At 70.2% G+C, this 23,912-nt stretch carries 24 protein-coding genes; 15 read left to right on the top strand and 9 right to left on the bottom strand.

Annotated elements, in window-relative coordinates:
• Nucleotides 1–7: 7 nt before the first annotated feature.
• On the bottom strand, nt 8–1,372 hold the full coding sequence (locus tag RM609_RS07910; protein ID WP_311609060.1) for an alpha/beta hydrolase: 1,365 nt from the start codon (nt 1,370–1,372) through the stop codon (nt 8–10).
• Between the two features lie 164 nt (nt 1,373–1,536).
• On the opposite strand from RM609_RS07910, the gene RM609_RS07905 reads away from it, so the two are divergent.
• The 7 genes from RM609_RS07905 to RM609_RS07875 all read left to right on the top strand — a co-directional run bounded on the left by RM609_RS07905 (nt 1,537) and on the right by RM609_RS07875 (nt 10,647).
• A complete protein-coding gene (locus tag RM609_RS07905) occupies nt 1,537–3,075 on the top strand; it encodes a serine/threonine-protein kinase (RefSeq protein WP_311609059.1) in 1,539 nt (512 codons plus the stop codon).
• 79 nt (nt 3,076–3,154) lie between these two features.
• Nucleotides 3,155–4,351, top strand: coding sequence for a cyclic dehypoxanthinyl futalosine synthase (gene mqnC / locus RM609_RS07900; protein ID WP_311609056.1), 1,197 nt, complete (start codon nt 3,155–3,157; stop codon nt 4,349–4,351).
• A gap of 4 nt (nt 4,352–4,355) precedes the next feature.
• Nucleotides 4,356–4,991, top strand: coding sequence for an amidohydrolase family protein (locus RM609_RS07895; RefSeq protein WP_311609054.1), 636 nt, complete (start codon nt 4,356–4,358; stop codon nt 4,989–4,991).
• Between the two features lie 365 nt (nt 4,992–5,356).
• A complete protein-coding gene (locus RM609_RS07890; protein WP_311609053.1) occupies nt 5,357–6,055 on the top strand; it encodes a demethylmenaquinone methyltransferase in 699 nt (232 codons plus the stop codon).
• Nucleotides 6,056–6,188: 133 nt separating this feature from the next.
• Entirely contained in the window at nt 6,189–8,375 is a 2,187-nt protein-coding gene (locus RM609_RS07885) for a serine/threonine kinase C-terminal domain-containing protein (protein ID WP_311609051.1), read from the top strand.
• Between the two features lie 146 nt (nt 8,376–8,521).
• The gene (locus RM609_RS07880) at nt 8,522–9,808 is read left to right on the top strand and encodes a geranylgeranyl reductase family protein (RefSeq protein WP_311609049.1); all 1,287 of its coding nucleotides are present in this window, start codon (nt 8,522–8,524) and stop codon (nt 9,806–9,808) included.
• Between the two features lie 113 nt (nt 9,809–9,921).
• Nucleotides 9,922–10,647: a hypothetical protein gene (locus RM609_RS07875; protein ID WP_311609048.1), complete on the top strand. Its 726-nt coding sequence runs from the start codon at nt 9,922–9,924 to the stop codon at nt 10,645–10,647.
• A 110-nt stretch (nt 10,648–10,757) separates the two neighbouring features.
• Here the strand turns inward: RM609_RS07875 and RM609_RS07870 are convergent, their stop codons facing one another.
• On the bottom strand, nt 10,758–12,182 hold the full coding sequence (locus RM609_RS07870; RefSeq protein WP_311609046.1) for a helix-turn-helix domain-containing protein: 1,425 nt from the start codon (nt 12,180–12,182) through the stop codon (nt 10,758–10,760).
• A 231-nt stretch (nt 12,183–12,413) separates the two neighbouring features.
• Between RM609_RS07870 and RM609_RS07865 the strand changes: the two genes are divergently transcribed.
• Nucleotides 12,414–13,085, top strand: a complete 672-nt coding sequence (locus RM609_RS07865; RefSeq protein WP_311609045.1) for a DUF4232 domain-containing protein — start codon at nt 12,414–12,416, stop codon at nt 13,083–13,085.
• Nucleotides 13,086–13,109: 24 nt separating this feature from the next.
• On the opposite strand, the gene RM609_RS07860 is transcribed toward RM609_RS07865, so the two are convergent.
• Both RM609_RS07860 and RM609_RS07855 read right to left on the bottom strand, forming a co-directional pair.
• Nucleotides 13,110–13,586, bottom strand: coding sequence for a hypothetical protein (locus tag RM609_RS07860; protein ID WP_438828395.1), 477 nt, complete (start codon nt 13,584–13,586; stop codon nt 13,110–13,112).
• Nucleotides 13,587–13,682: 96 nt separating this feature from the next.
• On the bottom strand, nt 13,683–14,030 hold the full coding sequence (locus RM609_RS07855) for a DoxX family protein (protein WP_311609044.1): 348 nt from the start codon (nt 14,028–14,030) through the stop codon (nt 13,683–13,685).
• Nucleotides 14,031–14,291: 261 nt separating this feature from the next.
• Between RM609_RS07855 and RM609_RS07850 the strand changes: the two genes are divergently transcribed.
• Nucleotides 14,292–15,425, top strand: coding sequence for a serine hydrolase domain-containing protein (locus RM609_RS07850; RefSeq protein ID WP_311609159.1), 1,134 nt, complete (start codon nt 14,292–14,294; stop codon nt 15,423–15,425).
• Here the strand turns inward: RM609_RS07850 and RM609_RS07845 are convergent.
• Genes RM609_RS07845 through RM609_RS07835 form a run of 3 tightly spaced genes read right to left on the bottom strand, consistent with a single transcriptional unit; the run spans nt 15,409 to nt 16,698 of the window.
• On the bottom strand, nt 15,409–15,654 hold the full coding sequence (locus RM609_RS07845) for a DUF397 domain-containing protein (RefSeq protein WP_311609042.1): 246 nt from the start codon (nt 15,652–15,654) through the stop codon (nt 15,409–15,411). The two genes, RM609_RS07850 and RM609_RS07845, sit on opposite strands and share 17 nt — an antisense overlap.
• Entirely contained in the window at nt 15,651–15,839 is a 189-nt protein-coding gene (locus tag RM609_RS07840) for a DUF397 domain-containing protein (RefSeq protein ID WP_311609040.1), read from the bottom strand. Before RM609_RS07840 ends, RM609_RS07845 begins: the two co-directional genes overlap by 4 nt.
• A 10-nt stretch (nt 15,840–15,849) precedes the next feature.
• On the bottom strand, nt 15,850–16,698 hold the full coding sequence (locus RM609_RS07835; protein WP_311609039.1) for a helix-turn-helix domain-containing protein: 849 nt from the start codon (nt 16,696–16,698) through the stop codon (nt 15,850–15,852).
• A 259-nt stretch (nt 16,699–16,957) separates the two neighbouring features.
• Here RM609_RS07835 and RM609_RS07830 point away from each other — a divergent pair, with 259 nt between their 5' ends.
• A complete protein-coding gene (locus RM609_RS07830) occupies nt 16,958–17,404 on the top strand; it encodes an ATP-binding protein (protein WP_311609037.1) in 447 nt (148 codons plus the stop codon).
• Here RM609_RS07830 and RM609_RS07825 read toward each other — a convergent pair whose 3' ends face one another.
• Nucleotides 17,405–17,575, bottom strand: a complete 171-nt coding sequence (locus tag RM609_RS07825) for a hypothetical protein (protein ID WP_311609035.1) — start codon at nt 17,573–17,575, stop codon at nt 17,405–17,407.
• Nucleotides 17,576–17,670: 95 nt separating this feature from the next.
• On the opposite strand from RM609_RS07825, the gene RM609_RS07820 reads away from it, so the two are divergent.
• Nucleotides 17,671–18,951: an AAA family ATPase gene (locus tag RM609_RS07820; RefSeq protein WP_311609033.1), complete on the top strand. Its 1,281-nt coding sequence runs from the start codon at nt 17,671–17,673 to the stop codon at nt 18,949–18,951.
• 243 nt (nt 18,952–19,194) lie between these two features.
• Here RM609_RS07820 and RM609_RS07815 read toward each other — a convergent pair whose 3' ends face one another.
• The gene (locus RM609_RS07815) at nt 19,195–20,016 is read right to left on the bottom strand and encodes a C40 family peptidase (RefSeq protein WP_311609031.1); all 822 of its coding nucleotides are present in this window, start codon (nt 20,014–20,016) and stop codon (nt 19,195–19,197) included.
• An 807-nt stretch (nt 20,017–20,823) separates the two neighbouring features.
• Here RM609_RS07815 and RM609_RS07810 point away from each other — a divergent pair.
• From RM609_RS07810 to RM609_RS07795, 4 genes are read left to right on the top strand one after another with little or no spacing between them, the layout of a single operon-like run.
• Nucleotides 20,824–21,183 carry an NADH-quinone oxidoreductase subunit A gene (locus RM609_RS07810; RefSeq protein WP_126914770.1) on the top strand — a complete coding sequence of 120 codons (360 nt, stop codon included), beginning with the start codon at nt 20,824–20,826 and terminating at the stop codon, nt 21,181–21,183.
• A 12-nt stretch (nt 21,184–21,195) separates the two neighbouring features.
• A complete protein-coding gene (locus RM609_RS07805) occupies nt 21,196–21,750 on the top strand; it encodes a NuoB/complex I 20 kDa subunit family protein (RefSeq protein ID WP_311609029.1) in 555 nt (184 codons plus the stop codon).
• The gene (locus tag RM609_RS07800) at nt 21,747–22,526 is read left to right on the top strand and encodes an NADH-quinone oxidoreductase subunit C (protein WP_311609028.1); all 780 of its coding nucleotides are present in this window, start codon (nt 21,747–21,749) and stop codon (nt 22,524–22,526) included. Before RM609_RS07805 ends, RM609_RS07800 begins: the two co-directional genes overlap by 4 nt.
• Nucleotides 22,526–23,896, top strand: coding sequence for an NADH-quinone oxidoreductase subunit D (locus tag RM609_RS07795; protein WP_311609026.1), 1,371 nt, complete (start codon nt 22,526–22,528; stop codon nt 23,894–23,896). The genes RM609_RS07800 and RM609_RS07795 overlap by 1 nt, the downstream gene beginning before the upstream one ends.
• Nucleotides 23,897–23,912: the final 16 nt, after the last annotated feature.

Genomic DNA, 23,912 nt, shown 5'->3' with positions numbered 1-23,912 from the left:
GGGCGGCTCAGGAGGAGGGCGTCGGCCCCTCCATCTGTTCACTGATCCACTGGATGCTGCTGTTGCCCATGCCCTTCACGTAGGTCTTGGCGTCGTGCTTGCCGCCTTGGATGACCTCGAGATGGGTGTGGATGGGGCCCTTGTTGCCATAGGCGGCGATGTATTTGTCGACGCCCTGCCGTGTGATGGCGGCCTCCAGCGTTCCGTACTGGAACGCGATGTAGACGTCGTTCTTGGACTTGGTGTCGATCAGCCGCTGGGAGAGGACCTCGGGGTTGTTCTCCCGCTTCTCGGCGTCGTGGCCCTTCCACAGCGGGGAGTCCGGGACGATGTCCGGGCCGGAGGCGATGACGGCCTTGAACTTGTCCGGGTGCTTCATGACGGCCTTGAAGCCGGCGAAGCCACCGGAGGAGGAGCCCATGAACGCCCAGCCGTCACGCGACTTCAGCGTGCGGAAGTTCTCCTTCATGAGCTCCGGGACGTCCTCGGTGAGCCAGGTGCCCATCTTGGCCTGGCCGGGGATGTCACTACCGTCGTAGTAGTACTTCTCGTCCGGGTTGAGGACGGGCATGGCCAGCAGGAACGGCTTGCTCTTGCCCTCGTCCGCCCACTTGGCGATGTTGGACTCCAGACCGAGGTCGGTGCCCATCCAGTAGTTGTTCGGGTAGCCGGGGCCACCGGGCAGCGCGATCAGGACCGGGAAGCCGCTCTTGGCGTACTTGGGGTCCTTGTACTGCTTGGGCGCCCAGACCCAGACCTTGCCCGTGAAGCCGGACTTCTTGCCCGTGATGGTCACGACGCCGATCTCGGTGCCGTCGCTCAGCGAGTTCGCGTTCTTGAACTTCGCCTCCGGGCCCGTCGGCATCAGCGTCTTGGAGTCACCGGAATCACCGCTGGCGCCGCCGGCCTGGCCGCCGTTCTTGTCGGCGCCCGCGCCGAAGCTGACGGGCTCGCCCTTCTTGGAGAACGGGCCGATCTCCATGTACTTCAGCACGCCACCGGTGATCAGGCCGACTATGGCTATGGACGCCACGACGATCGTCCAGAACTTGGCGCGGGAGGCACGCTGCCGGCCCTGCGACTGGTACGAACCGTCGTACTGGTCGTCGTACTGACCGCCGTACTGGTCGTCCCGGCCGTCCTGGCCGTTGTAGGGGCCGTAGCCGTCGGCCGGCGGGTAGTTGCCCTGGCCGCCCTGCTGACGGTAGCCGCCACCCTGCTGCTGGTAGCCGCGGTCCTGGCCGTAGCCACCACCCTGCTGGGGGTAGCCGCCCTGCTGGCCGTAGCCGCCGCCACCCTGCTGGGGGTAGCCGCCGCCCTGCTGTTGGTATCCCCCGTTGGGCCGGTAGCCCCCGTTGGGTGAGTGAGCCATCGCGTCGCTCCGGATGCTGCTGCTGCCCCGAAGGACATGACGGTTTGTTCCGTCCTAGTTGATGGGCAAACCAGGGTCCGGGGTTCCTCGGACGTCCCGTGAATTGAGTCATAGGCTGAAAATCGGGGCCGCAGGGCCCGCCCAAGGGGGAGGCAAAGGTCCCGATGCAACAGCTGTCTGAGGAAGACCCGCAGGTCATAGGCGCATATCGGCTGCTGGGGCGCCTCGGGGCGGGCGGTATGGGCCGGGTGTATCTGGGGCGGAGCGCCGGCGGCCGTACCGTCGCCGTCAAGGCCGTGCACCCGCATTTCGCCCAGGACACGCAATTCCGGGCGCGTTTCCGGCGAGAAGTGGAATCCGCCCGGAAAGTCGGGGGCGCGTGGACGGCGCCCGTGCTCGACGCCGATCCGGAAGCCGCCGTCCCATGGGTGGCCACCGGCTATGTCGCCGGGCCCTCGCTGACCGAGGCCGTCGCCGAGGTGGGCCCGCTGCCGGAGCCGGCGGTCCGGGCGATCGGTGCGGGCCTGGCGGAGGCGCTGGCGGCGGTGCATGGGCTGGGCCTGGTCCACCGGGACGTCAAGCCCTCCAACGTGCTGCTCGCCCTCGACGGCCCCCGCCTGATCGACTTCGGCATCGCCCGCGCCACGGACGGCACCGCGTCCCTGACCGCGACCGGCGTCTCCATCGGCTCGCCCGGCTATATGGCCCCCGAACAGATCGTGGGCAAGGACGTCACGGGCGCCGCCGACGTCTTCTCCCTGGGCGCGGTCCTCACCTACGCGGCCACAGGCGAACCACCCTTCACCGGCGACAGCTCGGCCGCCCTCCTCTACAAGGTCGTCCACGAGGAACCGGTGCTGGGCCCGGCCCTGACTGGCGAGCTACGGGAGCTGGTACGGGCCTGCCTGGCCAAGCCCCCGTCGTCCCGCCCGACCCCCGCCGACCTCGCCCGCCACCTCGCCGGCCCGCCCGGCGCCTCCGCCCTCATCCGCCCGGGCTGGCTACCGGGCCCGCTGGTGGAGCGGGTGAGCAGGCAGGCGGTGGAGCTGCTGGACCTGGATGCCTCAGCCCCTCCGGCGTTTGAGGAGCGGGGGCCCGGGGGCGGAGCCCCCGAAAGAGCTCCTTCCCCCCACGCCCCCACGGTCACCGCCAAGTCCGCCGCCGTATCCATCGGCACCCGCAAGGGAAGAGGCTGCACCCTCGCCCTGACGGTCGTCGGCGCCCTGGCCGTCGCCACCACCGCGGCCCTGTTCGCCTTCGGCGTGCTGCCCGGCACGGGCGGGGGAGGCCGCGACGCGGCGGGCAAGCCCGCGCCCCCCGCCGCCGGCGCAAGCCCCGCCGCACCGGCCACCGTCCTCACGGACTTCGCCGGCACATGGACCGGCCAGGTCGTCCAGTCCGACGGCACCCCCAACGGCACCATGACCAGCGTCATCACCGACAACGCCAAGGCCGCCTACGCGGTCCGTACGACCTACGACGTCCTCGGCGTCATCCAGTGCCACAGCAAGGCGCGACTGACCTCGGCCACGACCGGGAAGATCACCCTGGAGGAGAGCACCGACGGCTCACCCGGGCCCGGCTGCACGGGCCAGACCGCGGCCGTGACGTACACCCTCGCCCCGGACGGCACCATCGCCTTCGCCTCCGACGACGCGAAGGGCGGCAACGTCAGGGCGACGTTGAAGCGCAGCGGCGGCTGACGACGGGCCGCCGGGGGCCCGTCGGCCCCTCTCGCGTAATCTGGCCCGAGTTCGCATACCCCCTCCGAAGGGACGCCCGGTGACCGAGAACGCCGACCTTCAGTCCGTCCTCGACCGCGCCGCAGCCGGCGGCCGGATCACCCCGGAGGAGGCGCTCGAGCTCTACCGCTCCGCTCCGCTGCACGCCCTCGGCGCGGCAGCCGACGCCGTGCGCCGCAAGCGCTACGCGGGTACCGAGCACATCGCGACGTACATCATCGAGCGCAACATCAACTACACCAACGCCTGCGTCACCGCGTGCAAGTTCTGCGCCTTCTACGCCCCGCCCAAGAGCGAGAAGGTCTGGACGCGCCCGATGGACGACATCCTGCGCCGGTGCGCGGAGACGGTCGCGCTGGGCGGCACCCAGATCATGTTCCAGGGCGGCCACCACCCGGACTACGGCGTGGAGTACTACGAGGAGCACTTCGCGGCGATCAAGAAGGAGTTCCCGCAGCTCGTCATCCACTCCCTCGGCGCGTCCGAGGTGGATCACATGTCGCGGATCTCCGGTGTGAGCGTCGAGGAGGCCATCCGCCGCATCCACGCCGCCGGCCTGGACTCCTTCGCGGGTGCCGGCGCCGAGCTGCTGCCGGAGCGGCCGCGCAAGGCCATCGCGCCGCTGAAGGAGTCGGGCGAGCGCTGGCTGGAGATCATGGAGATCGCCCACAACATGGGCGTCGAGTCGACCTCCACCATGCTGATGGGCACCGGCGAGACCAACGCCGAGCGGATCGAGCACCTGCGCATGATCCGTGACGTCCAGGACCGCACGGGCGGCTTCCGCGCCTTCATCCCGTACACCTACCAGCCCGAGAACAACCACCTGAAGGGCCGGACGCAGGCGACCCTCTTCGAGTACCTGCGCATGATCGCCATCGCGCGGCTCTTCCTCGACAACGTCGCCCACATCCAGGGCTCGTGGCTGACCACGGGCAAGGAGGTCGGCCAGCTGTCGCTGCACTACGGCGCGGACGACCTCGGCTCGATCATGCTGGAGGAGAACGTGGTCTCCTCGGCCGGCGCCAAGCACCGCTCCAACCGGATGGAGATCATCGATCTCATCCGCAAGGCGGGCCGCGTCCCGGCGCAGCGCGCCACGACGTACGAGCACCTGCTCGTCCACGACGACCCGGCGAACGACCCGGTCGACGACCGCGTCGTCTCCCACCTGTCCTCGACCGCGATCGAGGGCGGCACGGCCCACCCCGAGCTGAAGATCGTCGAGGCGAGCTGACGCCTTGCAGACGCTCCACGCGGCCGACCTGCTGATCGCCGTCCCCGGCACGGCCCCCGTGCCGGGCGGGGCGGTGGTCGTCGACGGCGACACGGTCGCGGCGCTCGGCCCGTACGAGGAGCTCACGGCGGCGTACCCGCGGGCGCGGGTGCGGCGGTGGCCGGGGGTGCTCACGCCGGGGCTCGTGCAGCGGCGGGCGGCCGCCCTGCTGACCCGCGCCTACCACCCGGACCCGCGCGAGCACGCCGAACTGGGCGAGCGCCCCCTGACCGGCGACCGGCTGGCCGCGCTCGAAATGGACGACACACGGTGGTCCGGCAGCGTCCGCCGCGGTCTCCAGCAGATGCTGCGCCACGGCACGACGGCGGTGGCGGGGGCGTTCGACAGCCTGTTGCTCTCCACGGCGGTCGCCCGCTCGGGCCTGCGGGTGCTGCCCGTCGCCACGCCGGGCGAACCGGACCTCGACCCGCTGCGCGGGGTCGCGGCCCTGGCGGACGCCGTCGCGTCCCCGCTGACCGTCGGCGGTCGCGCCGACCTCGCCGTCTTCGACGTACCGGACGAGGCGGCGCTGCTCGAACGCGGCGCGGGCACGTGCGTCGCCACGGTGCTCGCGGGACGTTTGGTGCACCGGCGCCGCTGAGGGCGGTTCCGAGCGCGGCGCGCCGCCCCCGTCAGTGATCCGTAAGGAGCACGTCCCCGCACGTCAGGGCGGCATCAAGAGGAGCCGTTCGTACCGCTTTCACCCGGCAGGATGGTGATCGCGGGGACGGCCGCTTCGGTCGTCCCGCGGTGCGAAGGTGTGGCGGGCCCGGTCGTCGGACAGGCCGCGAGAACGCGCATGACCGGTAGGAAACCCGTTGCCGAGGGGGCCGCGGGTGGGGGGACCGGTGGTTCTCGGGGCGGGCCCACAGGAGCGAGCGCAATCGGCACCGCGAGACGGCCGGTCCTTCCCGGGGCGGCCGTCCCCGTCCAAGGTCCTCCGGGGCCGTGGTGAAGAATGGGTCCGTGACCCGAGCATCCCTGGACAAGCAGCCGCACGAAGTCGCCGCGATGTTCGACGACGTGGCGGCGAAGTACGACCTGACCAACGACGTCATCTCGCTCGGTCAGGCCCGGATCTGGCGCAAGGCCGTGGCGCGTGCCGTCGACGCCCGCCCGGGGCAGAAGGTCCTCGACCTCGCCGCCGGTACGGGTACGTCATCGCTTCCGTTCGCCATGGACGGCGCCTACGTCGTCCCGTGCGACTTCTCGCTCGGCATGCTGCGCGAGGGCAAGAAGCGCAACCCCTGGCTGCCGCTGACCGCGGGCGACGCCACGAAGCTGCCCTTCGCGGACAACGTCTTCGACGCCGTGACCATCTCCTTCGGGCTGCGCAACGTCCAGGAGACCGACACCGCGATGCGCGAGCTGCTGCGTGTGACCAAGCCGGGCGGGCGCGTGGTGATCTGCGAGTTCAGCCAGCCCACCTGGGCGCCGTTCCGCACGGTCTACAGCGAGTACCTGATGCGCGCCCTGCCGCCGATCGCCCGGACGGTGTGCAGCAACCCCGACGCGTACGTCTACCTCGCCGAGTCGATCCGCGAGTGGCCCGACCAGCCCGCGCTCGCCGCGCGGCTCCAGAAGGCCGGCTGGTCGAAGGTGGCGTGGCGCGATCTGACGGGCGGCGTCGTCGCGCTGCACCGCGGGTTCAAGCCGCTGGACTGACGCGCGTTCTCCGCGTGTGCCGCCTCCCGGCGATTGTCATGGGCAGGGCGCTCAGGATCGATACGATCTTGGCCCCTGCCCATGATCGTCCGATCGCTCGATCGTCTGATCGTCGCCGAGTCCCGGAGGCACCGTGCCGACCGCGCCACCCCCGCCGTCGTACCCCCCGCCACCCCTGAGCGCCCCGCCCTCGCGCGGTGCGCTGTTCCTGCGCCGTACGGTCGCCGGGGACTGGGCGGGGGCGGCGAGGGCGGCGCTGTGGCCCTCCGCCCTGCTCCTCGTCCTCGCGGTCGCGATCTCGCTGCCGTCCTCGGACGACTTCGACCGCATGAGCCTCGGCGACTGGTCCGACCGCTTCCAGGTCGTCCTCGCCCTGCTGATCCAGGGCCTCGGCGGCACCCTGGACGTGGAGCTGCGGGGTGGCGACAGCCTGCTGTCGATGTTCCTGCGCGGCAGCGGTTATCTCTCCGTATGGCCGCTGACGGTCACGATTCTGTGGGCCGGAGCGGTGGCTCTGGGCACGGCCCGGCTGCGGCGTACGACCGGGCGTACGACCGGTCCCGGCGGGACGGCCGGTGGCGCCGAGGCCGCCGTGCGCGTCGCGCTGCTGTGCGGGGCCGCGGTGCTGGTGCTCGCCCTGTGCGGGCAGCCGGGCGTCGAGCAGCTGTCGGTCTCCACCTCGCCCGGTCTCGCCGCGCTGTTCTCGTGCGCGCTGGCGGGTGCGGTGAGCGGCGCGATGCTGTGCCGCGACCGGTTCGTCGAGCGCCTGGGCGCCGGCGTACAGGTGGTCATACGAGCGTGGGGCACCGCCCTGCGCGCCCTCGGGCTGTCGGTCGCGCTCTGCGCGCTGGTCGTGTTCGTCGTCCTCGCCGCGCACCAGGACGAGGTGGGCGGCTGGACCGTCGTCGGCTCGCTCCCGGTGCTGGTCAACCTCGGTCTGATGGCGCTCGGCGTCTCCTGGGGCGCGGGCGTCGAGGGTTCGTCCACCGAGCACAGCCGCCATGTGGGCGGCACCCTCGGCCTCTCCGAGATCGGTGAACTGGCGGGCGGCTGGGCCCAGGCCGGCGCCGTGGCGCTGGGCGTGGTGTGCGCGGTGATCCTTGCCGTCCTGGCGGCGCGGCGCTCGGCGGACCGGGTGGAGCAGGTGCTGTCCGGGGTGTTCTTCCTGGCGGCGGTGTGGCTGCTGTCGTTCGTCTCCGGCGGCGACATGCGGATGACCTCCGGTTCCTCTTCTCCCTTCTCGGGGCGCCTGCCGGGCATGGAGGCCTCGGTCGGCACGAACGCCGGGGAGCTGCTGCTGTTCGGCCTGCTGTGGACGGCGGGCGCGGTGCTGCTGGCGGGCGTGCTGGGGCGCCAGGGTATGAGCGGTACAAATGTGGTGGGCGTGGCTGCGGCGTCGGGTATGACCGTGGTGCCGTCCATGCCGCCCGTGCCGGACCGGCCCCCGGTGCCCGCGCAGCCGCCCGTGCCGGACCGGCCGCCCGTACCGGCTCAGCCGCCTACGGCCCCGCCCGTTCCGACTGCGGCGCCCGTCGCGCAGCCCACCGTGCCCCCGGAGCCCCCGACGGCTCCCGTGCCCCTGGCGTACACCGCACCCGCCCCCGTCCCCCCTCGCGCGGGCCCCGCGCGCAGCCCGTTCGTGTGGGCGGCCCTCGGCCTGGCGGCCTTCCTGGTCGGCGGTGCCGTGACGGCGGGCGTGATGCTGGTGGGCAACGACAGCGGCAGCGGAAAGACTGACAACGCCGACAACAAGGCCCAGCCATCGGCCGTGGCGTCCGCATCGGGCGAGCCCACCGCCCCCGCGACCGGGCCCTCCGCCTCCGCGACACCGGACCCCGGCGCCAAGCCCAAGCCCCCCACGGGCGAGCCCCCCAAGGGCTACATCCGGATGACCTCCCCCGAGGGCTTCTCCCTCGCCGTCCCCGAGTACTGGCGCCGCTACACCCAGGGCGGCGACCAGATCGACTACCACGGCCCCACCGGCGCGGCCCAGCTGCGGATCGGCGTCGTGCCGAGCGAGGGGAAGTCCTCGTACGACCACTTCCAGGAGCTGGAGAAGACCGTCTCCCGGCAGGACGGCTACACGCGGGTCACGATGACCCGCAACACCTTCCTCGGCCGCCCCGGCGCCCTCTGGGAGTGGACCTGGAAGGAGAAGAGCGGCGAGGTCATGCGGGCGATGAACCAGGCGTACGTGGACGAGTCCGGCACCGAATACGCCGTCATGTTCTCGGAGCGCGAGCGCTTCTACCCCGAGGCGCGGCAGATCTTCGACACAGCGCTGCGCTTCTGGTGGGTCGGCCCGTACAACGCGAGCTGATCTGTCATACCGATTCCGTAGAGCCGGGCGGGCAACGGTGGGCAACGGCGGACCTCGCCACCGCCCGCACCCGCCCGGCTCATAGACTCGACCCGGCAATGGCCCCAGCCCTTGCCGAATCCCCTTTGCCGAACGGGAGAGCCACCGTGACCGTGACCCCTACCGAACACAGCGCTGATGTGATCGTCGTCGGGGCCGGCCCGGCCGGCTCCACGACCGCGTACTACCTGGCCAAGGCCGGCCTCGACGTCCTCCTCCTGGAGAAGACGGCCTTCCCGCGCGAGAAGGTGTGCGGCGACGGCCTCACCCCGCGCGCCACCAAGCAGCTCGTGGCGATGGGCATCGACGTCTCCGAGGAAGCGGGCTGGCTGCGCAACAAGGGCCTCCGCATCATCGGCGGCGGCGTCCGCCTCGAACTCGACTGGCCGGAGCTGGCGTCCTTCCCGGACTACGGACTGGTCCGCAAGCGCGACGACTTCGACGAGCAGCTCGCCCGGCAGGCCGTCAAGGCCGGCGCCCGGCTCTACGAGCGCTGCAACGTCGGCGCGCCCGTCATCGACGACCGCACGGGCCACATCACCGGCGTCGAGGCGAAGCTGGGGGAGGAGAAGACCCCGGTCACCTTCCACGCCCCGCTGGTCGTCGCAGCCGACGGCAACTCCTCCCGCCTCTCGCTGGCCATGGGCCTCCACCGCCGCGAGGACCGCCCGATGGGCGTCGCCGTCCGCACGTACTTCACCTCCCCGCGCCACGACGACGACTATCTGGAGTCCTGGCTGGAGCTCTGGGACCGCCGCGGCCCCGGCCCGGACCGGCTGCTGCCCGGCTACGGCTGGATCTTCGGCATGGGCGACGGCACGAGCAACGTCGGCCTCGGCGTCCTCAACACCTCCGACTCCTTCAAAGAGCTGGACTGGCGCGAGGTGCTCAAGGCGTGGTGCGCCTCGATGCCCGAGGACTGGGGCTACACCCCCGAGAACATGACCGGCCCCATCCGCGGCGCCGCCCTCCCCATGGCCTTCAACCGCCAGCCCCACTACACCCGCGGCCTGCTGCTCGTCGGCGACGCGGGCGGCCTGGTCAACCCCTTCAACGGCGAGGGCATCGCCTACGCCATGGAGTCGGGCCAGATCGTCGCCGACGTCATCGTCCAGGCGCACGCCCGTTCCTCGTACGCGCAGCGGGAACTGGCCCTCCAGCGCTACCCGAAGGTCCTCAAGGACACCTACGGCGGCTACTACACGCTCGGCCGCGCCTTCGTGAAGCTCATCGGCAACCCGAAGGTCATGAAGATGGCGACGGAGCGCGGTCTGACGCATCCGCTGCTGATGAAGTTCACGCTGAAGATGCTGGCGAACCTGACCGACCCGACGGGCGGCGACGCGATGGACCGCATCATCAACGGCCTGAGCAAGGTCGCGCCGAGGTCATAACCGACCGCAGTGGTTCATCCTTTCGTGGGGCTTTCGCGCCGTTTCGGCGCGTCGGCTTAACGGAAGGTAATGGGGGAGAGCCGGAATCCCGTTGTGAGGGGGATGTGCTCGCCATGACGCGTACGAACCGCCTTCGCCGAGTCGTCCGAGCCGTCCAGGCAGTTCGGGTCGCCGCCGTCACGGCGGCGGCCCTCCTCCTGCCCGCCGCCTTCCTCGCGACGCCCGCCCGGGCCGCGACCTCCTGCACCGTCAACGGCACGCCCGCGCCGGGCCCGGAGATCACCGGCACCGACGGCGACGACGTCATCGTCTGCACCGGCCTGGACGCGGGCGCCACCGTCGACGCCAAGGGCGGCGCCGACACGATCACTCTGAACGGGGAAGCGTCCGGCACCGTTCTCGGCGGCGACGGCGCGGACCACATCGTCCTCGCGGAGGGCGCCCGGCTGACCGAGAAGGGCGTCATCGACGGCCAGGCCGGACGGGACGAGATCGACCTCAGGGGCGCGGTCCTCGGCGCGGTCCGCGGCGGCCAGGACGACGACCTGATCCTCCTCTTCAAGACCGCCACGACCGGCGACGCCGGCCTCATCCGCGGCGCGCGGGGCGCGGACGTCATCCTCGCCGACGGCGCCGTCACCATCCGGGGCCTCGTGGAAGGCTTCGACGGGAACGACTTCATCGACATCAACGGCACCGTGGCCCCCACGGGCAGGGTGCACGGCGACGACGGGGACGACGTCCTCCACGTCCACGTCAACCAGGGCGAGGTGGACGGTGGCGGCGGTACGGACGTGTGTGCCGTGGACAGCGGAAATCAGCCCCTGAACTGCCCCTGAGACGAAGGGTTTCGCTGTCTGCCGACTCCGCCCGCCGCACCGGACCCGCCCCCGTGTGGCGGGCGGGTCTGTGGGGCCTGTGTGGGCCTGCGTGGGCCTGTGGGCGGGGCTCACTTGGACCGGTACTCGTCCTCCACCGGCACCCAGACGTTCTTCCCCATCCAGTAGGAGTACTGCGGACGGTCCTTGATGGCGCTCGTACGGAACGGGCGCCCGTTGTCGTCGACGCGGATGGTGCCGTGCCGGTCCCCGCTGCTCCACTCCAGCTCCAGGTACCAGCTGACGTCATGGCTCTCGGTACGGCCCACCACCTCCAGCACCTGGGGATCGGTCGAGGTCACCCGGTACGGGAAGTCCGTGGCGGGGACCTTGATGTCGCCCTGCTTGCCGGACGCCGCGCGGGCCACCGGCTGGTCGGCGTCGAGGTCGATGTCGTGGAAGGAGGGCGTGAGGCCGCCGCCACAGCCGGACCCCATCACGTACGCCGTCCAGGACAGCGGCGCCGACCGGTTCACGACCCGGACCCGGACGGCGTGCAGCACGACAGCCTCGGTGCCCTTGCCCTGCACGGAGAGCTCGACCTTCGCCTGCCCGCCCGCCACGGCCCGCAGATTCTCCGCCCAGCCGCGGTTCTCCCTCACCTCCGGGGGTGCGGGCATGAACAGCGGTTGGCGGTCCGTCAGATATAGCTGGCTGCACGGGTCTTCCGAGATGTACGGCCGGACCGCCACGGTCAGCGGAATGCCGGATGCAGAATCGCCCCCTCCGCTGCCGCCGCCCGGCTTTTCGGGCCCGGCGCCGGGGCCGGGGGGCTCGCCCGGGGCGTCCGGCGCTGCCTGGGAGCCGTGCGAGCGGCCGTCGGGGGCGGGGGTGGCGCTGCCACCGGAGGGGGAGGAGGGGAGCGGCAAGGCCGACGGGGGCGACGAGGTGAGCGGCTTCGGAATGGTCCTCGGCTTGGGGACGGTGAAGAGCGTGCTGGGGGACTGCGCCTGTCCGGGGCGGGCGTCGTCGTGGGAGCCGCCGTCCCGTGAGGCCGCGTAGCCCACCACGGCGGCCGAGGTCGCGACGATGCCCACGACGGCGGCGCCGATGAGCGCGAGCCGGACGGACCTAGTGGTGGGCAATCGTCCCGCAGGGCGGGACGGGTGGGCACCACCCGACGACGGGCCCGCAGCCGCCGACGAAACGGACGTGGCGGTGGCGCCTTGCGCATCCGGAGCCGGGGCGGCATCGGCCTCCTCGGCCGCCACTTCGGTGGCGGCCGCCGCCCGGCTGGCCGCGGCCTTCCGCCGCCGCGCCTCATCGGCGAGAATCCAGTGGCGGTGCAGCGCGACAAGTTCCTCGGGCTTCGCCCCGCACACCCTGGCGAAACGTTCCACGGGGGCGTACTCCGCCGGTACGGCGTCCCCGTGGCAGTAACGGTGAACCGTCGACGTACTCATGTGCAGCCGCTTGGCCAGTCCCGCGTAGCTCTGCCCGGAGCGATCCTTCAGCTCACGGAGTAATTCGGCGAATTCCTCGGTCCCCTCGGCCATCGGCCGTGCCCCTCCCCATCCCAGGACCGCGTTCCAGGGGAATGGCATTTCCCCAGGTCAGAACGCGTTCGACCATTCCATTTTCCCGGATGGCTCGAACACCGTTGCGGTGGACTCGCCGAGCGACGCAGGCTGTGGGGGCGACGAGCGGACCGGCCTTCGACCGGCCGCCGGATCCACGCCACCGACACACCCACACCCACACCAGACCCATGCGTACGGGAGACACCCATGCCCATCGCCGGCCGTATCACCGGTGCCGCCCTCGCGGCCGCCGCTGTCGTCACCATCGCCGCCTGCCAGGGCCAGAGCGTCGCGGCGAACCAGGTCAGCCCCGCGCCCTCAACCTCCGCCGCCGCCGCCAAGGCGCTCGCCTCCCCGGACGCGACCCCTGGTTCCGGTACCGCGGCCCGCCCGGCTGCCCCGGCCACCACTCCGGCCGCCACGCCGGCCGCGACCAAGAGCAAGGCCGCCGACCGCCTCGTCGCCTGCTCGGCCGCCAACTCCAAGGTGACGGTCAACACCATCAGCCGCCCCATCAACCACCTCGCCCTCACCGTCACCAACACCGGCTCCAAGCGCTGCGCCGTGTACAGCGCCCCCGCCCTCCGCTTCGACGAGGACCAGTCCGCCACCCAGGTCGTGCAGGACAGCGTGCCGCAGTCCGTCGTCATGCTGGAGCCGGGCCAGTCCGCCTACGCGGGCATCCGCATCTCCTCCGCCGACGGCAGCGGCGACCACGGCCGCACGGCCCGCAACCTGGAGGTCCACTTCTCCAACCGCTCGGGCGACGGCTCCACGGGCACCCCCGCCCACCTCACCCTCCCCCAGGGCACGTACATCGACGACTCGGCCGCCGTCACCTACTGGCAGTCGGACCTCCAGGACGCCATCAAGTGGTGAACGCGTGCCTCGTGGCCGTGACGCTCATCGGTGCGCCACGGCCGCGTTGTACGCGTACAGGGCGACGAGGCCGATCACGCACACGATGACCACCCACGAGCCGAAGCCCGTGTGCCGACCGCGCCGGATCCGGATCCGGCGGTTCCGCTTCCCGGCCCGCCGGGGTGACGAGAGCCGCGCGGACCGCGCGGAGCGCTTGGGCGGGGCGGCCTCGGTAGCGGCCTCGGCGAGGAGGCGTCGGCATATCGCGGCGAGTTCCTGCGTCCCTGCGCCGAGGCTCGCGACGGCCTCCGAACGCGCGGGCGCGGTCGTACCGCCGTCGAGTATTCGACCCGCGCGCAGCAGGATCTCGTCCCGGCCGCCGCTCGGGGCCATGCTTATCCACCGCTGCACGTGCTCGCCCCGGATGACCACGCCCCCGCCCCGCTCGCGGTACACGACGTGCTCGCGCCACAGCAAGACGGCCACGCCACTGGCGGTTTCTCTCAGGCGCGTCCCCATGGTTTCCTCCCCTTCACCACGGTGCCGCGCGTCGAACGGTCCCCCGTGTGGTCATGCCCCCACGGTAAGTGACACCACTGACAATCCCCCCGGCCGTCAGGCCTTCCCCCTCAGCACCAGGGACGCGACCACCGGCGCCGCGTACAGCAGGGGCATCGGCACGTGGGCGTACGAGCGTGCCCGGACCACGGTGACGACGGCCCCGGCGAAGTACAGCACCAGCCCGATCCCGGCCAGCACGCCGATGACAGGCACGGCCAGCCCGGCCAACAGGCCCACGGCCCCGGCGGCTTTGGCCGTGCCGAGCCATGGCAGCCACGATTCGGGCACGCCGTACGCGGTGAGCGACCGCACGATCCACGGGGCGCGGAAGATGAACGTGCCGGCGGAGAAGCCGGTCATGATGGCGGCGAAGACGGTGACGACGACGTAGGCGGTGGACATGGCGGCTCCTCGTCCGGGCGAGTTCGTCTGATGTCCTGACTTTCCGCCTGGAGGCGGGCCAAACGGCCTCGCTGTGTTTGTACTTCGCCGGAGCCGGGGGGCTCTCAGGGGTGCCTCGGGGGCTGCTCAGGGTGATCACTGATGGCATCTGGTGTCAGGCCAGGCAGAGTTACCGATGGTCCACCGTTTCCTGGCTCTGTGGCCACCATCCTTGGGAGCAGCCCGATGCACCACCGCCCTTCCGTTGTCCGCCGCTTGGCCGTGACCGGCATGGCCCTCGCCGCGATCACAGCAGGTGCGGGCATTCCCGCCGCGACGGCGTCTGCCGCGGTGCCGCAGCGGTCCGCGGCCGCTGCCTCGTTCGATCCTGCGCCGGTGCGGGATCTGCTCGCCCGTCTCCCCGATCCCGTCGTCGCCGGTGCGCTGGTCAGGGTGGCGGGGGACGGCCCGGTGATGCCGTGGACCGGAACCGCGGGGGAGGTGTCCCGCGACGCTCACTTCCGCATCGGCAGCGTGACGAAGGCCTTCACCAGCACGGTCATGCTCCAGCTGGTTGCCGAGCGCCGCATCGACATCGACGCGCCCGTCCGGCCCTACCTGCCCGACCTCATCCCGGCCGCATACGGAACGGTCACCGTCCGCGAGCTCCTGGACCACACCAGCGGCCTGCCGGCCCCGGCCGGCGTTCCCGGGCCCGCCGACGGGCCCGGTTGGTGGCGGAAGAGCGTGTCGCCGCAGGATGTGGTGCGCAATGCGTTCGCAGCCGCCGAGAGCCGAGGGGCGAAGCCGACCCCGCCCAAGAGCGTTCAGCAGTACAACGGCGTCAACACGTTCGTCGTCGGCCTACTGGTCGAAAAGGTGACCGGCCGAACCTTCAAGGACGAACTCACCCGCCGCATCATCCGTCCGCTGGGACTCCGGAACACCAGCCTTCCCTCGCCGGACGACATGTCCATACCCGCACCGCACGCTCGCGTGTACGTCGGTACGGACGAGGTGACCGAGCAGAGCCCCTGGGCATGGGCCGAGGGCGGAATGATCTCCACCGCCGCTGATCTGGACCGCTTCATAACCGCCCTGTTCCGCGGCCGCCTCCTCCCGCCCGCCCAGCAGGAGCTGGCGTTCACCGTGCCCAATGTGGACAACGCGCCGACCAACAAGAACTGCATCAACGGGACGGCTTGCTTCAGCGCCGGCGGCCTGATGCGGGTCACTCTCGACAACGGCGTCACCGTCTGGGGCAAGACCGGTTCCCTGCCCGGGTGGACCAACGGCGTCTTCGCCACCCGCGACCTGAAGCGGCGCGTGGCCTACTCCCTCAACCCCACCGGCACCGCGTCCGAGCGGCCCTACGTCATGGGCGTGGTCAACTCCGCCTTCAAGGTAGCCGGCTGAGAGGGCCCCATAGCCCTTGAGCGCGTCGATCGCGCCCCGCCTGGCACGGACTGGTTGCTTTGACCCTGCGCAGGAGGGCTCCCAGGGTGGGTGGGGCGGCGGCGATGACGGTGCCGGGGGCCTCGCTCTCCCTCACCTGTATCAGTCCGGTCATCGCGCGTACCTCCAGGCAGTTGTTGCCACCTCCGCCGCAGGCGGATGAGCGCTGCCACGCGGGCTCTGGGCTCACTGCAACGCACCTTCCTTGACGCTCGCGAGCAGCGCGCGCACTCGGGTGTGAGCCGTCGCGATTACGACGGACGGAGCGTCGCTCTCGCGCATGAGTATTGCTCCCGAGGTCGCTGCCAGCTCTAAGCAGTCCGGGTTGTTGTCCGGGCCGGAGAAGGAGGACTTCTGCCAGAGGGTTCTTTTCATGTCGGTCAGCTCACAAATCCTGCACGATGCGGTGGATGTACTTCAGGGACTCGTTCGTATCGAGCGCGATCTCATCGATCGTGTCGAACAGGGATCGATACTCAACCAGTTGAGCCTCGGCGTCGAGGAAGTGTCCGTCAAAGGCATTGTCGAGCTGGACGGTGTCGAGCTTCGGGATCGGGCCACCCGCATAGAGCACCGAGTGGACCGAGCCTGTGATCCGCGTATCGAATGGGATGACGCGAACGCGGACGCTCGGCCAGTCAGCGGTTTCCTCCAGCAGCTCAAGCTGAGAACGCATGACATCGCTGCTGCAATAGCGCATCCGCAGGGCTGCCTCATGGATGAACGCATCGAACTTCGGCGGGTCGGTCCGATTGAAGATCTCGCGTCGACGGATTCTGTGCTCAACCCGTGCGGCCATCTCGCGGCTGGGCAGGCTCAGCACCCCGCTGCCGATCAGCTCGCGGGAGTAGTCCGCTGTCTGAAGGATGCCAGGTACATGCAGCATCCGGATGGACCGCAGAAAGGACGCGTGGTTCTCGAGCTCGGCGATGTCGAGGAAGCTGGCGGGCAGAATGCCACGGTATTCCTCCCACCACCCCTTGCCGCGTGCCTCGGTCATCGCGCAGAGCGCGTCCACCAGTTGCGGGTCACTGGCGGAGTAGAACGACGCGAGCCGTCGGACCCGGTCCGCGCTGACGCCCCAGCGGCCGGCTTCGATATGGCTGACCGTCGCTTGATTTCCGCCGAGGAATTCGCCGACGGCGCGGGCGGGGAGGCCGGAGGCTTCTCGGAGTTTGCGGAGTTCGGCACCTAGGCGCGCCTGCCTGGCAGTCGGGCTGCTCCGGGGTGGCATAGACGTTCCTCTCCTCTCGCGTGTCAAGTGTGCGCGCTCCAGTCTCGCGGGTCTACCTGCTGGCGTGCAGGCTTTGGCCTGCGCTTGAGCGGTCACATGCATGTGCCCTACCGTCCTAACCGCACCGCGCATCCGTCGCAGGAAGGACCGAAGTGCAGCTACCAGCAAGCAAGTTGAGGCCAAAGCTGGTGGCCAGGCCACGGACAACGGCGGCGCGCGGAAGTGAAGAACATCGGCAACCGTGAACAGGGAGGCGCCCATGAGTTCCACCGTGCTCAACGACCCACGTACCGAGCCCTACTTCAACCCCAGCACGTTCTACGAGCTGGCCGCACCGGCAACAGCAACAACCGCCCGCCTCGCCCGCCAGTTCGTATGCGGAACGTTGCAAGCCACCGGGCACCCATCCCTCATCGACGACGCGTGCGTCTGCGTCTCGGACGCCGTCGCGAACGTCGTCCAGCACGCCCGCGTGGCCGCCCTCTCCGTCGAAGTCACCGTCAGGCCCTACCGGGTGGTCGTCGCCGTGCGGGACGGCGACCCGGTCAGGCGCCCGTACGGCCGGCTCACCGCGAAGGCGGGTGACGAGCGCGGCCGGGGCCTCATCCTCATGAACAAGCTTTCGCACGCCTTCGGCGTGAACCTCGTCTGGGACGGGCTGCACGTCGTCGGCAAGCGCGTGTGGTTCGAGCTGCGGGAACGGTGATCACGGCGTGTGGCGACCGCCGCCGCGCCAGGTCGTGTAGAGCCCGGACAGGGACGCGGTGACGGTCGCCAGTGCGCCGGGTGAGACGCCCAGCAGCACCAGCACGATTCCCGATGCCAGCACGGCGAGGAAGGCGATGAGGTCATGAATCCGCTTGCCGTTGTTGGCCATTGAGGCCCCTTCCCGTGGTCGGTGGTGGTACGACTCAGGGTCGATGGGGACGGATGTGCTGCGGCAGGCGCAGCGGTGCTGACAGGCAGGTGGCAGTGAGCGAACTACAGGCGTTCGGGGAGGGGATCTCGCCGGAGATGCGCGCGCTGGCGCAGGCGTTGCGTGATCTGTTCGCGGGGCTGGAGATCTCCGAGCGGCGCTACGCGGCGCGTCGCAGTTACGACTCGTCCACGGTCTCCCGCTACCTCAGCGGACAGCGCCTTCCGCCATGGGAATTCGCACTCAACCTGCTGAACGACATCGCGGAAATGCGTGGCACAGTGCCGACGGCGGAGACGACGGAGATGCTGCGCGCTCTGCACCACGCCGCGCTCAGGTCGGGTAAGAGCCCTACGCACAAGGTGCAGTTGTTGCAGCAGCAGCTTGCCGTGGCGGACGAGGACGCTCGTCGGGCCGCCCAGCGGGAACGGTGGCTGGAGGACACCCTCCGCGATCGCGAACACCGCGTCCGCGAGCTTCAGTTGCAGATCGGTGGGTTTCGGACCGGACCCGACCCGGACGCCGATCGAACACGACTGATCGCCGAGATACAGCAGTTGAAGGATGAGCTGGAGGAGACACGCGAGGCGCATCGCCAGGCGGAGGAGCGGTGCGAGCGGCTCGAACGGCAATTGGCAGAGGCGGAGACACGGCAGCGCGGCGCCGAGCCGGACGATCTCGTTGCCGTCGGCCCGGGTCCGGCTGACATCCCCGGTCCGATGAGCGCCGGGACCATCATCCACGGCGACGTCTTCGTCAACACGTCGTCGTCCTGGAGGATCGACGAGGAGACGGTCGGCTCGGTGACCGTCGAGGTCGCGTATCAGTACCGCAATAGGGAGCGGAGGACGAGGGTAAATGGTCTCCTCGTCGGCCCGACGACGGTGGTCGTGCCCCAGCTGTTGTCTCGAACGATCGAGGTGGACTGGCGGATCACGTCCTCCGACGGGAAGGGGACCACAGCCGAGATCATCGAGTACGGGCCGGAGCCATTCGTGCTGACCGTCATGCGGTTGGCCGAGCCACTGGCGAACGTGGTGCCGTCCATCGCTCTGGGGCAGTCGACGATGCCGGGGAGCCAGTTGTTGGTCAATGCGCATGCAAGAGATGAAACCGGCAGGAGGTATCGGCACTCCGGCCTGCTCGAGGTCAAAGGCCGCTCGGGTCCTTGGGTCCGTGTCGAGGGTGAGTTGCCCGTCGGCCTGACGGGGGCTCCGGCGTTCCACGTCGGCACCGGTGAGCTGATCGGCTTGGTTGCCAAGCGGCTCACCGACGGGGGGAGCAAAGCCCACCTCATCCCCGCCGGCGCCCTCCTCGATCTCGAAGCCCTCCCCTGACCGCCGCAGGCGCCGCCACCTGCGAACTCCCCACCCCGAGCCCAGCCGCGAGGCGGTCCGGTTTCGACCCCCGCCGAAGGGGTTTGCCGAGCAGGGCGCAACCGTCCCAGACTCCAGGCATCGGCGCGGGGGCCGGGTGCCCGAGGGTAACGGGGGTGGGCACCGGGTTCCCGGATACGCCGAAGGGCCGCCGTCCCGAGCGGGGGGAGCGGCGGCCCTTCCGTGCGTGCGGATCCGCGGAAATCACATGACGCGGACGGCGCCCGTGGGCGGGGAGTAGCTCAGGCTGCGCTCGACGACACCCGTGCTCGGGTTCTGCGCGCCGATGAACTTGCCACCGCCGATGTAGACGGCGACGTGGTACGCGCTGCCCGCGGGGCCCCAGTAGAGGATGTCGCCGACCTGGAGGTTGTCGAGACCCACCTGGGTACCGGCGGTCGACTGGTCCTGCGAGACGCGGGGCAGGTCGATGCCGATCTGGTTGTACGCGGCCATGACCAGGCCGGAGCAGTCGTACGCGGAGGAGCCGGTGGCGCCCATGATGTACGCCTTGCCGACCTGGGCCTCCAGGAAGCTGACCAGGGAGGAGGAGTTGCCGCTGGCGTGGGAGCTGGAGCCGGTGCTGGAGCCGGAGGTCGACTTCGTGCCCAGGTCCGAGCGGTCGCTGTCGCGGGAGGCACGGTCCTGCTCGGCGCGCTTGGCCTCGGCCTCGGCGGCCTTGCGCTCGGCCTCGGCCTTGCGCTCCGCCTCGTCCTTGACCTTCTTGGCCTGCGCCTTGGCGACGTCGACGGCCTCGTCCACCTGGGCGCGGATCTGGGTGTCCATGGCCGCCTGCTGCGTGGCGACCGCGCTCTGCGCGATGGAGGTGGAGAGGGCCGCGTTGAACGCGGGGATCTCCTGGGTCGCCTCGGCCGGCTTCTCGGCGGCGGCGGTGGCGGCGGAAGCGGTGCCGGCCACGGCCAGGGTGCTGAGGACGCCACCTGCCACACCCGTGCGGACGACCCAGGACTGGGTCGCCGGGCGACGGTGCTTTCGGTGGCTGGTTATATGCGCGTTCGGGGACATGGGACAACGGACTATCAGTCCGCACAGGTTGAGTTCAAGATAAGTGACCTGCGCCACAGTTGGCGTGTACGCGCCTAGAAATAGGGCCTTTTGATCACAGAGAGGTCACGGCGCAATGGGTCCCCGAACGGGTGATCAAGCGCCTCAGCATGGCATTTGGCCATTGGCGACGACCGCCGGGCGTCTTATCACCTTTACGGAGCGGGCGTCGAGGCTACCCATAAAATCCGGCCGCCGAACCCCCCGGTGCGTGGTGCAACTCACGTATCGCGCGTCCGTCCGGCCTCTCGGGGCGGCTCGTGAAGGGGTGCGCGTATCGAGGGCCGAATCGGCGGTCCCGAGGGCGGTCCGGGCGCCGGTTCGGTGACGGTCCGTCGACCGTCCGGGGGTGCCCGGGTGCGTCGCCCGCCGAGGAGCGGTGCCGGCCGTCGCCCCCTCAGTGGGCGGCATGCATGCCTTTATCAGTTGACCGGCCCTCATGCCAATTTGCCCGATCACGCCATGGCTTGATAATGGCTCACCCGCTCCGACCAGCGCCGGAGTCCCCGAATGTCACCTCTGGTGATCACTCAACCGCTTCGCGTATGAAGATCACCGCTCATCCGACTTAATGATCGTTCGTCAGGTGGTGGAGATCACAAACGCGGTCGTGTACGCCGTGTCGCAGATCACAGACCGGCGGGCATAGGATGCAGGCGACCCGGGCTTGTGAACTGCCTCACATGGTGGCGATCTTCGCGGAACTCCACCGCCGGGTCCGGTCAAAGCCAGCAGTCAGCGTCGACAGACTGGAAGGAGCGAGGAGCGGTGAACGCCTATGCGCCCATCCTCGTACTGGGAGCCCTCGGTGCGGGCTTCGCGATCTTCTCCGTGGTCGTGGGCTCGCTCGTGGGGCCCAAGCGCTACAACCGCGCCAAGCTCGAAGCGTACGAATGCGGCATCGAGCCGACCCCGCACCCGGCCGGCGGCGGCCGCTTCCCGATCAAGTACTACCTGACGGCGATGCTCTTCATCGTCTTCGACATCGAGGTCGTCTTCCTCTACCCCTGGGCGGTCACCTTCGACTCCCTGGGGCTGTTCGGGCTCGTGGAGATGCTCCTCTTCGTGCTCACCGTCTTCGTCGCCTACGCCTATGTATGGCGGCGCGGCGGCCTGGAATGGGACTAGGGGGCTCGTCGCATGGGACTCGAGGAGAAGCTGCCGAGCGGCTTTCTGCTGACATCCGTCGAACAGGCCGCGGGATGGGTGCGCAAGGCGTCCGTCTTCCCGGCCACCTTCGGCCTCGCCTGCTGTGCCATCGAGATGATGACGACCGGAGCGGGGCGCTATGACCTCGCCCGCTTCGGGATGGAGGTCTTCCGGGGCTCGCCCCGACAGGCCGATCTGATGATCGTGGCGGGCCGGGTGAGCCAGAAGATGGCGCCCGTGCTGCGGCAGGTCTACGACCAGATGCCCAACCCCAAGTGGGTGATCTCCATGGGGGTCTGCGCGTCCAGCGGCGGCATGTTCAACAACTACGCGATCGTGCAGGGCGTCGACCACATCGTGCCGGTCGACATCTATCTGCCCGGCTGCCCGCCCCGGCCCGAGATGCTCATGGACTCGATCCTCAAGCTGCACAAGAAGATCCAGGCCGAGAAGCTCGGCGCGCAGCGCGCGGACGCGGAGGCCGAGGCGGAGAAGACGGCCCTGAAGGCCCTGCCCCTTATCGACATGAAGGGGCTGCTGCGATGAGCGAGCCGAACGCCGATAACAAGAAGGACGGGGCTCCCGGCCCCAAGGCCCCCAACGGCGTCAATCCCGACAAGGACCTCGGCGCCCAGAACCTGCCCGGCCAGCGCCTGGACCACGGCGAGGTCATCGGCGTCCGGCACGGCATGTTCGGCGCGAACAACGGCGGTGACACCACCGGCTACGGCCGGCTCGTCCGGACCGTACGGCTGCCGGGCGAGGCCACCCGTCCGTACGGGGGCTGGTTCGACGAGGTGGCGGACGAGCTGGAAGGGGCCCTGGAGGAGCAGGGGCTGGTGCCGGAGAACGCGATCGAGAAGACCGTGGTCGACCGGGACGAGCTCACCTTCCACATCGCCCGTGAGCACCTGCCGCGCGTCGCCCGGACGCTGCGCGACGACCCGGCGCTCCGCTTCGAGCTGTGCACCGGGGTCAGCGGGGTGCACCTCCCCGGGGACAAGGGGCGTGAGCTGCACGCCGTCTACCACCTGCGTTCGATCACCCACAACCGGCTGATCCGGCTGGAGGTGAGCGTCCCCGACGCCGATCCGCACATCCCGTCGATCGTCGACGTCTATCCGACCAACGACTGGCACGAGCGCGAGACGTACGACTTCTTCGGCCTGGTCTTCGACGGCCACCCGGCGCTCACGCGGATCATGATGCCGGACGACTGGCAGGGCTTTCCGCAGCGCAAGGACTACCCCCTCGGCGGCATCCCCGTCGAGTACAAGGGCGCCCGGATTCCCGCTCCCGATCAGCGGAGGTCGTACTCGTGATGTCCACCCCCAATGGCACCGCCCACGAGGCCCCTGAAAACGGCGCCGCCCACGAGGCCCCCGCCGGCGCGCGCGAGACCACCGAGGGGACCGTCTACACGGTCACCGGCGGCGACTGGAACGAGATCGCCGCGGCCGCCAAGCGGGCCGACGACGAGCGCATCGTCGTCAACATGGGTCCCCAGCACCCCTCCACCCATGGGGTGCTCCGGCTGATCCTGGAGATCGACGGCGAGACGGTCACCGAGGCCCGCTGCGGCATCGGCTATCTCCACACCGGCATCGAGAAGAACCTGGAGTTCCGCAACTGGACCCAGGGCACCACCTTTGTGACGCGCATGGACTACCTCACGCCGTTCTTCAACGAGACGGCGTACTGCCTGGGCGTGGAGCGGCTGCTCGGCATCGAGGAGCAGGTCCCCGACCGGGCCTCCGTCATCCGGGTGATGCTCATGGAGCTGAACCGAATCTCCTCCCACCTGGTGGCCATCGCCACCGGCGGAATGGAGCTCGGTGCCACCACGATCATGATCTACGGCTTCCGCGACCGCGAGATGGTCCTCGACGTCTTCGAGCTGATCACCGGCCTGCGGATGAACCACGCGTACGTCCGCCCCGGCGGCCTCGCCCAGGACCTGCCGCCCGGCGCGGTCGACCAGGTCCGCGAGTTCGTCAAGAAGATGCGCCGGAACCTGCCCGAGTACGACAAGCTCGCCACCGGCAACCCCATCTTCAAGGGCCGGATGGAGGGCATCGGCCACCTCGACCTCACCGGCTGCATGGCGCTGGGCGCCACCGGGCCCATCCTGCGCTCCGCCGGGCTCCCGCACGACCTGCGCAAGGCCCAGCCCTACTGCGGCTACGAGAACTACGACTTCGACGTGGCGACTACCGACACCTGCGACGCCTACGGCCGCTTCCTGATCCGGCTGGAGGAGATGCGGCAGTCGCTGCGGATCGTCGAGCAGTGCCTGGACCGGCTCCAGCCCGGCCCGGTCATGGTCGCCGACAAGAAGATCGCCTGGCCCGCGCAGCTGGCCCTCGGGCCGGACGGGCTGGGCAACTCCCTCGACCACATCAAGAAGATCATGGGCACCTCGATGGAGGCCCTGATCCACCACTTCAAGCTGGTGACGGAGGGCTTCCGGGTGCCGCCGGGGCAGACGTACGTCGCCGTGGAGTCCCCCAAGGGGGAGCTGGGCGTGCACGTCGTCAGCGACGGCGGCACCCGCCCCTACCGGGTCCACTTCCGGGACCCCTCCTTCACCAACCTCCAGGCCATGGCGGCGATGTGCGAGGGCGGCATGGTCGCCGACGTCATCGTGGCGGTGGCCTCGATCGATCCCGTGATGGGAGGCGTTGACCGGTGAGTGATGTCAGCCTGGG

The sequence above is a fragment of the Streptomyces hesseae genome (assembly GCF_031845785.1).
GTDB lineage: Bacteria > Actinomycetota > Actinomycetes > Streptomycetales > Streptomycetaceae > Streptomyces > Streptomyces hesseae.
This window is presented reverse-complemented; position numbering and strand designations above follow the sequence as displayed.